Here is a 14,826-nt window from a genome sequence, read left to right as displayed (position 1 = left end):
TAGCCGTCTGAAAGCTTTGTCGTCCTAGCGGCCGACAGCAGCTTTCTAGTCGTCTTGGCAGAGGTGCGCCTACGAAATCAAAGATTTCTGGCTTACCGCCATTTTTGCCTTGCTCTTTTAACGGGCTTTGTATCTTGTTGAAGGAGGGATTATGACTACTTATCCAGCTTTTCCGGAAGGTTTTTTATGGGGCGGCGCAACTGCTGCCAATCAGTGTGAAGGTGCTTATAATGTTGATGGCCGAGGTCTGGCCAATGTAGATGTTGTGCCGATCGGTAAGGATCGTTTTCCGATTATCACCGGTCAGAAAAAGATGTTTGATTTCGAAGAAGGCTATTTTTACCCTGCTAAAGAATCAATTGACTTTTACGGCCACTATAAGGAAGACATTGCTCTTTTTGCTGAGATGGGCTTTAAAACCTACCGTATGTCTATTGCCTGGACCCGGATTTTTCCTAAAGGTGATGAATCAGAGCCTAATGAAGCCGGTCTGCAGTTTTATGAAAATGTTTTTAAAGAATGCCGGAAATATGGCATTGAGCCTTTGGTAACAATTACCCATTTTGACTGTCCTATGTACTTGATCGAGCACTATGGCGGCTGGCGTAACCGCAAGCTGATTGATTTTTACGAACAGTTGTGTCGTGTCCTTTTTACCCGCTTCAAAGGGTTGGTTCATTATTGGCTGACTTTTAATGAAATCAATATGATTTTGCATGCTCCGTTTATGGGGGCCGGACTTTACTTTGAGGAGGGCGAAAACGCTGAGGAAATCAAGTATCAGGCTGCTCACCATGAATTAGTGGCATCAGCTTTAGCGACAAAAATTGCCCATGAAACAGACCCTGATAACAAGGTGGGCTGTATGCTGGCAGCGGGCCAGTATTATCCTAATACCTGCCATCCGGCTGATTATTGGGAAGCTATGAATGAAGATCGTGAAAATTATTTCTTTATTGATGTTCAGGCACGAGGAGAGTACCCTAATTATGCTAAGAAAAAATTTGCTAAAAGCGGTTTGAAAGTTGAAATGACTGCAGAAGACTTAGCGCTTTTGAAAGAGCATACTGTTGATTTTGTTTCATTTTCCTATTACTCAAGCCGTGTAGCTTCAGCTGATACATCTTTAAAAGAGACAACTGCCGGAAATATTTTTGCTTCACTTAAGAACCCCTATTTGCAAGCTTCAGAATGGGGCTGGCAAATTGACCCACTGGGACTGAGGATCACTCTGAACACGCTTTGGGATCGTTACCAAAAACCGCTCTTTATTGTAGAAAACGGTCTTGGTGCGGTTGATCTGCCTGATGAAAATGGCTTTATCGCCGATGACTACCGTATTGATTATTTGCGGGAGCACATTAAAACTATGAATCAGGCTATTAATGAAGATGGTGTCGTTGTTTGGGGTTACACAACTTGGGGCTGTATCGATCTGGTCTCAGCCGGAACCGGAGAGATGAAGAAACGCTATGGTTTTATCTATGTTGACCGAGACAATGAAGGAAAAGGAAGCCTTAAGCGTTCCAAAAAGAAATCATTTACTTGGTATCAAAAAGTCATTGCCTCCAACGGAACAGAGCTTGACTAAATTAGTTTGCTGTGCTTTGTCAGCAGGCTGGATTTACTAAACCGATTTTTTTCTATTTATCTTATCCTGACAGGAGCGGGTTTATTTCCGCTCCTATTTAGTGTATAATGTGAAAAAGGAATAGGAGGAAGTATGAAGTTCGGTAAAAAACAGGCGACTTATTTAATTGCTGTTTTTGTGATTTGCTATTTTATTCAGGCTAACTGGTCAGGCGGAGCTCGACTGCTTAAAACTGTTTGGACAGCCAGTCAGCCTTTTGTAATCGGGGCTGCACTTGCTTATATTGTTAATATTGTTATGGCTGCCTATGAAAGGTTGTTTGGCCTGCTGTTAACTTCGGAAAAGCAATTCAAGCTAAAAAGGCTGCTGGCAATGATTTCAGCCTACCTAAGTTTTATTGCTTTGATAGTCTGGCTTTTTTCTATTGTTATACCGGATTTAATATCCAGTCTCAGTTCGCTTTTGACTATTGATACTGATGCATTACAGAAATTTTTGACAGAACTTTATGAGAACAAACAGTTTGCTAAAGTTTTGGATTACTTTGGGCTTGAAACAGATCTAACAGCCACTCTTTCTCGCTACAGCCAGCAGATTCTGACTCAGGTATTAGCTATACTGACGGGACTTTTAACATCGGTTACCTCTATTGCGTCAACGATAGTGAATGTGTTTGTCAGCCTGGTATTTTCCGTTTATGTTCTCTCCAGTAAAGAACAGCTAAGGCACCAGTTTCATTTGCTGATCGATACCTACCTGACGCGATATGCTGCTTCAATTTACTATGTACTGGGAATTGTGCATCAGCGTTTTCGCGGTTTTTTTGCCGGTCAGACTATTGAAGCCTTCATTCTGGCCACCCTCTGTACCATTGGTATGATGATTTTTAACTTTCCTTTTGCTACGACAGTCGGTGTTTTAGTTGGTTTTACTAATATTATTCCAGTTATCGGAGCTTATTTAGGCGGTCTTTTAGGAACGATCTTAGTCTTTACACAATCACCCAAACAGGCGTTTTTCTTTTTAATATTTTTGATTATACTCCAGCAACTTGAAAGCAATCTTATCTATCCTAGGGTTGTGGGCGGCTCTATTGGCCTGCCTGCCATCTGGGTTTTGTTTTCGGTTATCGTCGGAGGCGCTGTTTTTGGTGTTGTCGGTATGCTTATTGCAGTGCCTTTGAGTGCTTCAGCTTATCAAATTATTAAAGACAATGTGGACAAGCATCAGGCTCAGCAGCCATCAAACGATTAAAACACTGCAGCTTTATTGCAAATGACTGCTAAAATGTTAGAATAGATGATATGGAACCACTAAATCTGCTTTATTCAATTGACGACAGCTATGTTGATCAGTTTAAGGTAACCTTATTTTCGGTTTGGCAAAATGCAACGGTTAAAAATATGGCCGTTTATGTTTTACAGAAAAAATTGCTGCACAGAAATAATGAAATTACCGATTTTTGCCGGCAGCTGGGTCTTGCTTATTTCCCCGTTGTCATCGGCGAGGAAGCCTTTGAAGATGCACCGACAACGAATCGCTATCCGGAAACGATTTATTACAGGCTTTTAGCTCATGAATACTTGCCCGAGCATTTAGACCGGATTTTATATATGGACGCAGACATTCTCTGTTTGAATGATATTATCCCTTTATACCGTTTAGATCTCTCTGATAAACTTTTTGCTGCAGCCAGCCATACTTCTGATACCAATATACCGGAGCTAGTCAATAAACTGCGTCTGAGAAACTTTGAATCAGAAGGGTATTTTAATTCAGGAGTGCTGCTGATGAATTTGGAATTAGGCCGGCAGGAAGTGAGACGTCAGGATATTCTGTCTTACATTGAGAAAAACAGTCTTTTGCTCTTTTTGCCGGATCAGGATATTCTCAATGCCCTCTATGGTCACAAAACTCTTCTGATTCCTGATCAGATTTATAATTATGATGCGCGTTACAATATTCTGTATTTTACCAGAAGTTCGGGCAAATGGGATTTAGACTGGGTTATTGAACATACCGTTTTTCTGCATTTTTGCGGACGGGATAAACCATGGAAAAAAGACTATAGAGGCCGCTACAGTGCCCTCTATAAGCACTATCAGCATCTGACCGCCAGAATAAAAACCTAGCAAATAGACATTGCTAGGTTTTTTGACAAGAGAAAATGGCCGTTAAAATCTGTATGAAAATAGGGGATGGCAAGTGATGCCTGCATCACTTGCCATCTTTTTCACTAGGTTTTTAGGGCATGTCATTCCTTTAAAACTAGGGGCTAGGGGCAGTTCTTTTAGACCGGCTCTTTTTATTTTTTTCGAATAAATAGATGGAGGTAAAAGAAATGTATACAGTTGAATTGAAAGAAGAAGCTTTGCTGCCGAGAGAGCGGTTGGCTGATTTGGGGGCTGAAAAACTCAGCAATCAGGAACTGCTGGCCATTTTACTGCGTACCGGCACAAAGCAAAAGCCGGTTTTAGAAGTCTCAACACAGATTTTGAAAGACATCCGCAGTTTGGCCGATTTTCGCGACTTATCCCTGCAGGAGCTGCAGAGCATCAAGGGAGTAGGCAGAGTAAAATCAATAGAAATAAAAGCAATGCTGGAGCTGGCCAACCGGATTAATAAGGCAGAATACTACCAGAACGAAAGGATTCTAAGCAGCGAACGGCTGGCACAGAAAATGATTATAGAGCTGGGAAGCAAGAAGCAAGAACATTTGCTGACCCTTTATTTAGATACACAAAATCGGGTTATTGAACAGCGGACGATTTTTATCGGAACAGTCAGACGTTCTATCGCTGAGCCGCGGGAAATTCTGCATTATGCCTGCAGAAATATGGCTACCTCCCTTATTCTTGTTCACAATCATCCTTCGGGATCGCTTGTTCCCAGTGAAAACGACCTGCGCTTTACAGAAAAAATAAAACGATCCTGTGAAGACATGGGGATTGTCTGTCTTGATCACATTATCGTCAGTAGGCGTGATTATTATAGTTTTCGCGAGGAAACGGGTCTGCTTTAAAGTTCGCAGACAACATATCTAAAAAGGTCCAAATCTTCCTTGCGCGTTTCATACAAAAGTTCAGGGTGCCATTGAACACCTAAAAAACGCATTCTTGGGTCGATAGATTCTACAGCCTCAATTGTTCCGTCTTTTGGATCCTCAGCAATGACACGCAATTCGCTGGCCAAGTGGTTGATACTTTGATGGTGAAAAGAATTAATAGAGCTGACTGAACCGTAAATATCAGCCAGCTTGCTATCCTCTTTGATTACCATGTCATGAGATAAGTAGTCAACCGGCCGGTCCTGCCAGTGGTTTTCGATATCCTGATAAAGTGAACCGCCCAATGCTACATTCATTAATTGGGTTCCTCGGCAGACAGAAAAAATCGGTTTTTTCTGCTTAACTGTTTCTTCAATCAGGGCCAGCTCAAAGATGTCACGTTCTTTAAAAAAATCATCATCGCTGGCTTGATTTGTTTCTCCGTAAAAGCTGGGATCAACATTTTGACCGCCGATAAGAATCAATTTATCAATCATACTGACATAGTCAGGAGCTGTTTTAGGATCGCCGACCGGAAGAACAAGCGGTAAGCCGCCTGCGGCTTTGACCCCGTTGACAAAACCACTTGGTACATATGACCAGAAAACTTCTTTAGCTTCAGGATTGGGCCGCTGATTTGCGGTGATGCCAATTATCGGTTTTTTTGACATGCTGCCTCCTTAGTCTGTTTGATTCATAAAATAGAGCAGTGTTTGCAGTTCACTTGTCAGATCAACGTACTGCACGATGACTGATTTAGGCAGATTGAGGCGGACAGGAGCAAAACTGAGGATACCTTTGATTCCTGCATCCACAAGAAGATCGGCTACTTCCTGTGCTTGTGTACTGGGAACGGTTAAAATAGCAGTTTTAATGTCGGTTTTCTGGATATGGTCCTTAATAGTGGAAATACCATAGATGGGAATACCGTCAGATGTCTTTGTACCGACCAGTTCATTATCATCTCTGTCAAAGGCTAAAGCAATCTGCATTTTATTACGGTCATGAAAACGATAATGCAAAAGAGCACGGCCGATATTTCCGCAGCCCACTAACAGAACGTTAGTGGTTGAGTGGTCATTTAAAATATCAGCAAAAAAGTTCATAAGCTTTGTAACATCATAACCAAAACCGCGTCGGCCCAGCTCCCCGAAATATGAAAAATCCCGGCGGACAGTAGCAGAATCGATTCCCATCGCGTCAGCAATTTGTTTTGAACTGGCTTTTTCAACATTATCTGCGTAAAAGCGCTTAAAAATCCGATAATAAAGCGACAGACGCTTAGCTGTCGCCCTAGGGATAGATTTATCAATAGCCACAATATCATCTCCTTAATAGTTCATCTATATTGTAACAAAAAAGTCATCAAATCAGCAATTTTGGTGAACGTCAATTTTTCTGACAAAAAAACCTTATGCTTGCATAAGATTTTTTATCAGACTGCCGGTATAAAAGAATGAAAGAGATTCAAACCGGATTTTTGCTAAAAATGTGACGTTCAACCAAACTGTCCATTAGAAAATAGAATTTATCCTGCAGTAATTTATTTTCTTCCGACGATTTGAAAATATTGACTGACCGTAAGCCGGATTTGTCGGTAATAGCCAGTTTAAATGCATTTAAATCTTTATGGACAGTTATTTTTAAAGGGAAACCGTCACCGGAATTAGGAACTTTTTCCAGCAAACGCTTTAATTCATAGTGGCCGATTGTATTCTGCGTAAAGGTGGTATCACGCAGCGTATAAGGCTTAACGTCAGGGTTAATACTGTAGCTGTACTGACAGCCGTCAAGGGTAACTTTTTTTGTAAATGCCATTTTACTTTCCTGTTATTTCTTTTAATTTTTTTGCTAACTGCAGCAATTCTGCCCGTGTATTTTGCTTAGACAGACTGATTCGGATCGATTCCTGCAGTCTGACAGAATCATGGCCGTAGAGGCTGGCCAGCACATGGCTGGGGTCTACGGTGCCTGCTGTGCAGGCAGAACCAGTAGATACAGCAAAACCATCCAGATCAAGCTGTGTCAGTAAAATACCGTTGTTTTGCCCCGGGAAGCCTATATTGATGACATGGGGCAGATGCTTTGATGAACCGTTGAGGTAGTAGGAATCAGGATCAAGAGCCTCTAAAAAAGTGTCTCTCAGTCCTTGTATGTAGGTGAGATTTTCTTTTAACTGCAGCTGACTGTCTGCCAGTGCCTGAGCCATTCCCACAATTGAAACGAGGTTCTCTGTGCTTGCACGCCTGTTTTCTTCCTGTTCACCGCCATGGAGCAAACTGTCAAAGTGAAGGGGTTTGGCATAAAGAAAACCGACCCCCTTGGGTCCATGAAATTTATGAGCTGTCGCTGATAAGAAATCAATTCCGACTTCTTCAGGATAAACAGGGAGTTTTCCCATTGTTTGGACAGCATCAACATGAAAAGCTGCCTGATGTGTTTTTAAGAGAGCAGCTGCTTCCTCAACTGGCAGCAGGTCGCCTGTCTCATTATTAGCATGCATGAAGCTGACAAGAATAGTGTCATCTCTCAGAGCTTTTTGCAGACTTGAAAGTCTAATAGCCCCCTTTTCGGGTTGGAGATAGGTGACTTCAAATCCAAATTTCTCTTGCAGATAATGAAGCGGCTCCAGAACAGAGGGGTGTTCGATTGCAGTAGTAATGATGTGCTTGCCCTTATCTTGGTTAGCTAGAGCATAGCCTTTAAGGGCAGTATTATTAGCTTCGGTTCCGCCGGAAGTAAAAATAATTCTTCTGGCTTCTGTTTTTAATGCATGAGCAATCGTCTGTCTGGACGTTCTTAGTGCCTGACTGGCTTTACGGCCGTAAGCGTGAATGCTTGACGGATTGCCGAAAGTATCAGTCATTGCAGCTGTCATAGCTTCGATAACTGTTGGAGTCATTGCAGTAGTAGCTGCATTATCAAGGTATACCATAGCAATCAATCCTTAGGTGTATAGGCAAAGAGCGGACTGACCGGCTTGCGTTCATGAATACGGATAATAGCATCTGCAATAAGCCGGCTTGCCGAGAGATATTTGACATTCTCAGGAACAGGCTCTTTGGTGGAAACGGAGTCGGTGACAAGGATTTCTTTTATCGGAGCTGCCGCAAGAATATCTGCTGCACCGCCAGCAAACAAGCCATGACTGGCTGCAGCGTAAATAGCCGTTACTCCGCCGCGTTCTAAAATTTTTGCGGCCTCTGCCAAAGTCTTTCCTGTATTTAGGATATCATCGATAAGGATAGCCTTTTTGCCTGCCACTTCACCGATAATATAGCCTTCTTCTCTGGCAGCATCATCTTGGGCATAATCAATAATAGCAATCGGTGCATCGAGGTATTCCGCCAAACTGCGGGCACGCTTGATTCCTGAATTCTTGGGACTGACAACGACAACTTCGTCACCGACCAGTCCTAGATTGTAGTAGTAGTCTGCAAACAGCGGGATAGTAAAAAGGTTATCAACGGGAGTGTCAAAGAATCCTTGCACTTGAACAGTATGCAAATCCAGAGTCAGTACACGGTCTGCTCCAGCTTTGACAAGCATATTGGCTACCAACTTTGCTGTTATCGGCTCCCGTGAAGCAGCGATTCGATCTTGGCGCGAATAGCCGAAATAAGGGATGACAACATTCACAGAATTAGCACTGGCCCGCTTGCAGGCATCGACCATAATCAATAATTCCCATAAATTATCATTCACAGGATAGCTGGTGGACTGAATAATATAAATATCATCACCGCGGACAGTCTCCTCGATGTTGATCATGATTTCGCCGTCTGAAAATTGACGTGATGTCAGTTTTCCCAAGGGGACCCCTGCGGCTTCGGCAATTTTTTCAGCAATTTTAGGATTGGAAGTCAGCGAAAAGAGTTTGAGCTGTCTATCAGCGTAGCGTTCTGCCATATTCTTAATATAACTCCTTCATTCTTTGTAGTGAAAGGGACAAGTGAATTGTTTTAATAAACATCAGTATCACTGTGTATGTGCTGCTTAGCAAAAGCAGACAGCCGTAAATTTTGCCTGCTAACTTTATTTTACCAGAAAATCACGAATATTTCAGGTTCTTTTTAAGGTAACTTTTTTGCAGCCCTTAAACTGCTGGTCAGTCTGGCAATTTTGCTTTTAGCATATTTAAAAGTGATAGCATTCTGATCCAAAAAATCGGCAAATTGCTTTTTGCCGTTGTCGGCATCTGTGACTTCCAGCTCCAGCTCATAGTCTTTGCGGCCGGTATAAAGATTATAATCCAAGGCCAGCAGTCCCATGGCTGTTTGATTTTCCCGCCTGATTGTTGTAAGGTGCCCAAACACCGACAAATCATCCGGGCTGACACCCTTATCTTCAATTAAATCACGGATAAGACAGGAAGGGATCCGGCCGGACTTTATGATTTCTTTGGCCTGAGGGAGACTAAAATCGAGATTATGTTCTAAATTGCCGACAGTATTAGGGAGTTTGAGCGTTAGTTCGGCACGGTCTGAAAAGGTCCGGATTCGCAGTGACATATGATGTGCCTTGAGTTGGAAATCAGGAGAATCAAAATAATAGTTGGTCTGTGTCACTGGCGGAATATGGGAAAAATGTGCTGTCAGCCGGTTAAATTCATCTTTATTAAGTAAGGTTTTGTATTCGATTTCCAAATGTGTCATGCCATTTTTCCTTTGTTTTCTTTTATGTTATAATGAAATAATGTTATACTAATTTTATAAAAAAGTCTGATATTTGGCAAACTGCCCTTTTGGGAAATGTAAAAGGCTGCAGTTTAGTAAATAGATGCCCAGCTGTTCTTGGTTTCAGAGGTCTGCGCTAGGTCGATTGGTATTGACTAGGCTCTGGCAGGCTCAAACAGCCGGATAAGAGAATCTGGCAGCTTAAAATGCTTTGCCGGTTCTTTTAATAATACTTAGAGAAAGGAGCTGTTTTAGTAGTGCTTGAATGGGAAGAATTTTTGGATCCCTATATTCAAACAGTTGGGGAATTAAAAATCAAGCTGCGGGGAATACGCAAACAGTTTAGAAAGCAGAATCGCCATTCACCGATTGAATTTGTGACCGGACGGGTCAAATCGGTTGAAAGCATTCAGGAAAAGATGCTTCTGCGCAGCATTAAAGAGGAAAACATTGCACAGGACATACAGGATATCGCCGGCTTGCGTATTATGGTGCAGTTTGTTGACGATGTTGACGATGTTCTTGATTTGCTGAGGCAAAGGCATGATATGAGAATTGTTCAGGAACGCGACTATATTCGTAATATGAAACCCAGCGGCTATCGCTCTTATCATGTTGTGATTGAGTATCCCGTTGATACAATACAAGGGCAGAAAACGGTTCTGGCTGAAATTCAGATTCGTACCCTGGCTATGAATTTTTGGGCTACTATCGAACATTCTTTGAACTACAAGTATAAAGGTGAATTTCCTCAGGAGATTAAGCAGCGTTTGGAAACAACCGCCAAGATAGCTTATGAGCTTGATGAAGAAGTAAGGAAAATACGGGAGGATATCAGGGAAGCCCAGCTTCTTTTTGACCCGGAAAGCAGAAAACTAAACGATGGTGTAGGAAACAGCGATGACACAGATGAATATTACAGGTAAAAAAGAAATGATGCGTGTTGCTATCATCGCAAATGGCAAGTATCAGAGCCGGCGGATTGCTGCCAAGCTTTTTGCCCGTTTAAAGGATGATCCGGATTTTTATTTATCTAAAAAAAATCCTCATGTTGTCATTACTATCGGAGGAGACGGCATGCTTCTATCCGCTTTTCATAAATATGAAAGAGAGCTTAACCACGTCCGTTTTGTCGGCGTGCATACGGGACATCTGGGTTTTTACACAGATTATCGGGATTTCGAAATTGATGAGCTTATTGAGAATCTGCGCAGAGATACTGGGGAAAAAGTCTCTTATCCGATTCTAAAAGTTAAAATCACGCTGGACAATGGCCGAGAAATTAAAAGTCTGGCTTTAAATGAGGCGACAGTTAAGCGAATTGAAAAGACCATGGTTGCCGATGTGATCATCAATCATGTTAAATTTGAACGCTTTCGCGGCGACGGCATTTCAGTTTCCACACCGACTGGCAGCACCGCCTATAATAAATCGCTGGGAGGAGCTGTTTTGCACCCGACGATTGAAGCCCTGCAGCTGACAGAAATTTCCAGCCTCAACAATAGAGTGTTTAGGACTTTAGGGTCATCAGTCATTGTTCCTAAAAAAGATAAGATCGAAGTTATCCCTAAGCGCCTGGGCAGTTATACCATATCTGTTGACAACAGCACGCTGCATTATAAAAATGTGGTCAAAATTGAATACTGCATTAACTCTGAAAAAATCAGTTTTGTAGCGACACCGAGTCACACTAGTTTCTGGGAGCGGGTCAAAGATGCCTTTATAGGAGATTTGGATTCATGAGATTCGAATTCATCGCAGACAGAGACTGTCAGGTAAAAACTTTTTTAAAAGGACAGGGGATTTCGAAAAGTCTGCTGGCCAAGGTGAAATTTAAAGGGGGGCGGATTCAGGTAAACGGCCATGAACAAAATGCGGTTTATTTACTGAAAACTGGCGATAGGGTAATGGTTGATATTCCTGATGAAAAACCAGCTGACAGTCTAATACCTGTTAAACATGACTTGAATATCGTTTACGAGGATGATCATTTTTTAATTATCAATAAGCCCTATGCTTATCCCAGTATTCCCAGTGTTCTGCATTCCAATACAATAGCAAATTTTGTTAAATATTATTATATGGCACAGGACTACCCTAACAAACAGGTTCATATTGTAACCCGCCTTGATAAGGATACAAGCGGTTTAATGCTGCTGGCTAAACATGGTTACGCTCATGCCAGAATGGATAAAGAACTACAAAATAAGGCAGTTGAAAAGCGTTATTATGCTTTGGTTTCTGGTTCAGGCAATCTGCCGGCAGAAGGTGACATCATAGCTCCTATCGCCAGAAGAGACGATAGTATGATTACCCGGCATGTCCATCAATCGGGCAAGTATGCCCATACAAGCTATAAAGTGTTAAAAAAATATGGAGATGTCTATCTTATCGATATTCGTCTGCACACAGGGCGGACCCACCAGATTCGGGTGCATCTTGCCCATATCGGTTTTCCGCTTTTGGGGGATGATTTATATGGCGGGCGGATGGACTGCGGAATAGGCCGTCAGGCGCTTCACTGCTATTATCTGTCTTTTAGGGATCCTTTCACCGGCAGGCTGAACTCTCAGCAGGCAGACTTGACAGATGATTTTGATAGCGTTATCATAGATTTACAAGAAAATAAATAGAGGTTTATAACAATATGAGTATCCGATCATTATTTGGCAGTTTACGTGAGAAAGTTGTTGGCAAAAATATCAAAATTGTTTTCCCTGAAGGCGATGATGAGCGTGTTGTCCGTGCGGCAGCCCGCTTAAAATTTGAAGGTCTGGTTGAACCGATTATTTTAGGGGATGCCGATAAGGTTCATAATCTGCTGGCGCAGCTTGGTTTTGCCGATCCGCATTATACGATCATCAATCCCGAAGATTATGATGGTTTTGAAGAGATGAAGCAGGAGTTTTTAGTGATTCGCAAGGGAAAAGTAGGACCTGAAGAAGCTGATAAGCTGCTGAGAGATGTTAATTACTTTGGCGTAATGCTGGTTAAGATGGGGCTGGCAGACGGCATGGTTTCAGGGGCGATTCATTCTACAGCTGATACGGTGCGTCCGGCTTTGCAGATTATTAAAACAAAACCCGGCGTTTCCCGGACATCGGGCGTCTTCCTGATGAACCGTGACAATACGGATCAGCGCTTAATTTTTGCTGACTGTGCTATTAATATTGATCCCAATGCTCAGGAATTGGCAGAAATTGCTGTTAATACTGCAGATACTGCCAAGATTTTCGATATCGATCCAAAGATTGCAATGCTCAGTTTTTCAAGCAAGGGCAGCGCTAAAGGACCGCAAGTAGAGAAAGTTCAGGAAGCTGTCCGCCTATCAAAAGATCTCCAGCCGGATATTTGTATAGATGGTGATTTGCAGTTTGATGCAGCTTTTGTTCCTGCTACAGCTGAAATTAAAGCCCCAGGTAGTCCAGTGGCAGGACATGCGAATGTCTTTATTTTTCCTGATTTGCAGTCCGGCAATATCGGTTATAAAATTGCTCAGCGTTTAGGTATGTTTGAAGCCATCGGACCGATTCTTCAAGGGCTGAATAAACCGGTTAATGACCTTTCTCGCGGCTCAAGTGCTGAAGACATTTATAAGCTTGCAATTATCACAGCTGCTCAAACCTTAGACAATTAAAACAATTGCCCAAGCGGTGAATTAATCGAGCTCAATAGGTCAAAAGGAGAGGGCACGATTAAAAAAACGAGAAGGTGCTCCCTTACTCGTTTTTTGTATACTAGATCAAGAACTGCTGGTCTCTAAAAGCACATGCTGACCAGAAAACAGACGGACTTTGTATCTTGTGAATTGAACACGCCCTAAACGCTGCGGGAAAAAGATGTGGCTAAGTTTAGAATTGATTTCAAGCTAGCTAGTCGTAGACGTCTGAAGGCTTTGTCGTCTTGACAGCCGACCGCACCCTTCTAGTCGTCTTGGCAGGGGTGCATCTGCGAAATCAGAGATTTCGGACTTACCGTCATTTTCCTTTTGCGTTTTTAACAGGCTCTGTATCTTATGAACTGGACACACCCTAAGAGCTATGCAAAAAAGAAAGCCCTCCCTTGAGTCTATAGTGACTCAGCGGTCAGGCTCCTATTTTTGCTTTGCTCTTTAAACGGGATTTGTATCTTATTAGATGGAGGTGGCTTATGGTGAAAACAGCTTTAGTGACAGGAGCATCTGCTGGTTTTGGCAAGGCTATTGCTGAAAAACTGACAGCAGACGGCTATAAAGTTATCGGCGCAGCCAGAAGATGGGACAGGCTGCAGGCTTTGAGAGATGAGCTGGGGGAAGACTGCTTTTTTCCTTTACAGATGGACATCAGCAAAACTCAAGAGATTGATCAGGCGCTGGCCAGTTTGCCCCAAGACTGGCAGACTGTCGATTTACTCGTTAATAATGCCGGTCTGGCTCTGGGGCTGGATAAGGCTTATGAGGCAGATTTTAAGGATTGGCAGACTATGATTCAAACGAATATCATTGGTTTAGCCTATTTGACTCGTCAGATTCTTCCGCAGATGGTGGAAAGAAATACTGGTTTAATTATCAATTTAGGTTCAACAGCTGGGACTGTCCCCTACCCAGGTGGAAATGTTTATGGGGCGAGCAAGGCCTTTGTCAAACAATTTTCCTTAAATCTTAGAGCTGACCTTTTTGGAACACAGGTTCGCGTAACAAATATTGAGCCAGGCCTGTGTGAAGGAACTGAATTTTCCAATGTCCGTTTCAAAGGTGACAACCAGCGTGTTGAACAGCTTTATCAAGGGGCACACGCTATTCGTCCGCAAGATATTGCTGAGACGGTAGCTTGGATTAGCCGGCAGCCAGAGCATCTCAATATTAATCGCATCGAGATAATGCCTGTATCTCAGTCTTTTGGCCCTCAGCCGGTTCATCGCTTCTGATGCGATCTCTGATAAAGCTAAACTATTGATAGAGGCAGTATTCACAGCCGCTTTGATCACAGTTTTTGCTGCCTTATATCGAAGTGGGCAGCAGCCATATCTATTAATACTCTTAAAAGCTGAGCAATAGACTGTCTCAGCTTTTTTATGTACGACGGGCATGTTGTACATCTGAGGTGCAAGTCCTCTGGGACACCCGCTACCGGTGAACCCAATAGCGATTCTGCATCCTGACTATCGTGAGATAGCGGGGAGAGGAAGGGATAGCGAAATCGAGGCTCTACGAACAGAAACGTGATATAAGGCGTTAACAGCGGATGAGGTGGCATAAAACACTAAAGTCCAAGAAGGTAGTCGTAAGTTGTTGGCGTAAATCACGAGAGTAATCGAGGAAAGATGTATGACTTATCCCGTGAGGTCTCATTGAGGAGATACTCCTAGTAACAACGAACAATGAGAAGTCAGCCGAACCCATAGTAGTGTTGAAGCTTCTGTAATAGAAGTGGAGCGAAGAGGTGAACCATATAACTGAAGTGCTATTCCACTTCGCCTGTACCTGCAACGTCGGTCTGATAGGTAGAGAAAGTTAACCCGTATGGCTAATGGAA

At 42.6% G+C, this 14,826-nt stretch carries 15 protein-coding genes; 9 read left to right on the top strand and 6 right to left on the bottom strand.

Going from position 1 to position 14,826, the window contains the following annotated elements; translation table 11 throughout:
- Positions 1 to 151 precede the first annotated feature (151 nt).
- The 4 genes from AB3329_RS11155 to radC all read left to right on the top strand — a co-directional run bounded on the left by AB3329_RS11155 (position 152) and on the right by radC (position 4,613).
- Positions 152 to 1,591: a 6-phospho-beta-glucosidase gene (locus AB3329_RS11155; RefSeq protein ID WP_368396216.1), complete on the top strand. Its 1,440-nt coding sequence runs from the start codon at positions 152 to 154 to the stop codon at positions 1,589 to 1,591.
- Positions 1,592 to 1,723: 132 nt separating this feature from the next.
- Positions 1,724 to 2,845: an AI-2E family transporter gene (locus tag AB3329_RS11150; RefSeq protein ID WP_368396214.1), complete on the top strand. Its 1,122-nt coding sequence runs from the start codon at positions 1,724 to 1,726 to the stop codon at positions 2,843 to 2,845.
- A gap of 50 nt (positions 2,846 to 2,895) precedes the next feature.
- A complete protein-coding gene (locus AB3329_RS11145; RefSeq protein ID WP_368396212.1) occupies positions 2,896 to 3,723 on the top strand; it encodes a glycosyltransferase family 8 protein in 828 nt (275 codons plus the stop codon).
- 209 nt (positions 3,724 to 3,932) lie between these two features.
- Complete coding sequence (gene radC / locus AB3329_RS11140) at positions 3,933 to 4,613, top strand: RadC family protein (protein ID WP_368396211.1); 681 nt, start codon at positions 3,933 to 3,935, stop codon at positions 4,611 to 4,613.
- On the opposite strand, the gene AB3329_RS11135 is transcribed toward radC, so the two are convergent.
- From AB3329_RS11135 to AB3329_RS11110, 6 genes are all read right to left on the bottom strand, one after another.
- The gene (locus tag AB3329_RS11135; RefSeq protein ID WP_368396209.1) at positions 4,610 to 5,308 is read right to left on the bottom strand and encodes a gamma-glutamyl-gamma-aminobutyrate hydrolase family protein; all 699 of its coding nucleotides are present in this window, start codon (positions 5,306 to 5,308) and stop codon (positions 4,610 to 4,612) included. The two genes, radC and AB3329_RS11135, sit on opposite strands and share 4 nt — an antisense overlap.
- Positions 5,309 to 5,317: 9 nt before the next feature.
- Positions 5,318 to 5,956, bottom strand: coding sequence for a redox-sensing transcriptional repressor Rex (locus AB3329_RS11130; protein ID WP_368396208.1), 639 nt, complete (start codon positions 5,954 to 5,956; stop codon positions 5,318 to 5,320).
- 148 nt (positions 5,957 to 6,104) lie between these two features.
- A complete protein-coding gene (locus AB3329_RS11125) occupies positions 6,105 to 6,455 on the bottom strand; it encodes a DUF1831 domain-containing protein (RefSeq protein WP_368396207.1) in 351 nt (116 codons plus the stop codon).
- Between the two features lies 1 nt (position 6,456).
- Positions 6,457 to 7,572, bottom strand: a complete 1,116-nt coding sequence (locus AB3329_RS11120; RefSeq protein WP_368396205.1) for a cysteine desulfurase family protein — start codon at positions 7,570 to 7,572, stop codon at positions 6,457 to 6,459.
- Between the two features lie 5 nt (positions 7,573 to 7,577).
- On the bottom strand, positions 7,578 to 8,546 hold the full coding sequence (locus AB3329_RS11115) for a ribose-phosphate diphosphokinase (RefSeq protein ID WP_368396203.1): 969 nt from the start codon (positions 8,544 to 8,546) through the stop codon (positions 7,578 to 7,580).
- 164 nt (positions 8,547 to 8,710) lie between these two features.
- The gene (locus AB3329_RS11110; RefSeq protein ID WP_368396202.1) at positions 8,711 to 9,292 is read right to left on the bottom strand and encodes a CYTH domain-containing protein; all 582 of its coding nucleotides are present in this window, start codon (positions 9,290 to 9,292) and stop codon (positions 8,711 to 8,713) included.
- A 278-nt stretch (positions 9,293 to 9,570) separates the two neighbouring features.
- Here AB3329_RS11110 and yjbM point away from each other — a divergent pair, with 278 nt between their 5' ends.
- From yjbM to AB3329_RS11085, 5 genes are all read left to right on the top strand, one after another.
- On the top strand, positions 9,571 to 10,239 hold the full coding sequence (yjbM, locus tag AB3329_RS11105) for a GTP diphosphokinase (RefSeq protein ID WP_368396200.1): 669 nt from the start codon (positions 9,571 to 9,573) through the stop codon (positions 10,237 to 10,239).
- Positions 10,214 to 11,056: an NAD kinase gene (locus AB3329_RS11100; protein ID WP_368396199.1), complete on the top strand. Its 843-nt coding sequence runs from the start codon at positions 10,214 to 10,216 to the stop codon at positions 11,054 to 11,056. The genes yjbM and AB3329_RS11100 overlap by 26 nt, the downstream gene beginning before the upstream one ends.
- A complete protein-coding gene (locus tag AB3329_RS11095; protein ID WP_368396198.1) occupies positions 11,053 to 11,946 on the top strand; it encodes an RluA family pseudouridine synthase in 894 nt (297 codons plus the stop codon). The genes AB3329_RS11100 and AB3329_RS11095 overlap by 4 nt, the downstream gene beginning before the upstream one ends.
- A 14-nt stretch (positions 11,947 to 11,960) precedes the next feature.
- Positions 11,961 to 12,950: a phosphate acetyltransferase gene (pta, locus tag AB3329_RS11090; RefSeq protein ID WP_368396197.1), complete on the top strand. Its 990-nt coding sequence runs from the start codon at positions 11,961 to 11,963 to the stop codon at positions 12,948 to 12,950.
- Positions 12,951 to 13,462: 512 nt separating this feature from the next.
- Positions 13,463 to 14,218: an SDR family oxidoreductase gene (locus AB3329_RS11085; protein WP_368396196.1), complete on the top strand. Its 756-nt coding sequence runs from the start codon at positions 13,463 to 13,465 to the stop codon at positions 14,216 to 14,218.
- Positions 14,219 to 14,826 lie beyond the last annotated feature (608 nt).

Origin of the sequence: Streptococcus huangxiaojuni (assembly GCF_040930515.1) — a bacterium.
GTDB classification, from domain to species: Bacteria; Bacillota; Bacilli; order Lactobacillales; family Streptococcaceae; genus Streptococcus; species Streptococcus huangxiaojuni.
The sequence above is the reverse complement of the archived record's forward strand: the minus strand, read 5'-3'. Positions and strand labels throughout refer to the sequence as shown.

Coding starts and splice junctions, on each gene's coding strand:
- AB3329_RS11155 (WP_368396216.1), top strand. CDS start 152: ATGACTACTTATCCAGCTTTTCCGGAAGGTTTTTTATGGGGCGGCGCA.
- AB3329_RS11150 (WP_368396214.1), top strand. CDS start 1,724: ATGAAGTTCGGTAAAAAACAGGCGACTTATTTAATTGCTGTTTTTGTG.
- AB3329_RS11145 (WP_368396212.1), top strand. CDS start 2,896: ATGGAACCACTAAATCTGCTTTATTCAATTGACGACAGCTATGTTGAT.
- radC (WP_368396211.1), top strand. CDS start 3,933: ATGTATACAGTTGAATTGAAAGAAGAAGCTTTGCTGCCGAGAGAGCGG.
- AB3329_RS11135 (WP_368396209.1), bottom strand. CDS start 5,308: ATGTCAAAAAAACCGATAATTGGCATCACCGCAAATCAGCGGCCCAAT.
- AB3329_RS11125 (WP_368396207.1), bottom strand. CDS start 6,455: ATGGCATTTACAAAAAAAGTTACCCTTGACGGCTGTCAGTACAGCTAC.
- AB3329_RS11120 (WP_368396205.1), bottom strand. CDS start 7,572: ATGGTATACCTTGATAATGCAGCTACTACTGCAATGACTCCAACAGTT.
- AB3329_RS11115 (WP_368396203.1), bottom strand. CDS start 8,546: ATGGCAGAACGCTACGCTGATAGACAGCTCAAACTCTTTTCGCTGACT.
- AB3329_RS11110 (WP_368396202.1), bottom strand. CDS start 9,292: ATGACACATTTGGAAATCGAATACAAAACCTTACTTAATAAAGATGAA.
- AB3329_RS11100 (WP_368396199.1), top strand. CDS start 10,214: ATGACACAGATGAATATTACAGGTAAAAAAGAAATGATGCGTGTTGCT.
- AB3329_RS11095 (WP_368396198.1), top strand. CDS start 11,053: ATGAGATTCGAATTCATCGCAGACAGAGACTGTCAGGTAAAAACTTTT.
- pta (WP_368396197.1), top strand. CDS start 11,961: ATGAGTATCCGATCATTATTTGGCAGTTTACGTGAGAAAGTTGTTGGC.
- AB3329_RS11085 (WP_368396196.1), top strand. CDS start 13,463: ATGGTGAAAACAGCTTTAGTGACAGGAGCATCTGCTGGTTTTGGCAAG.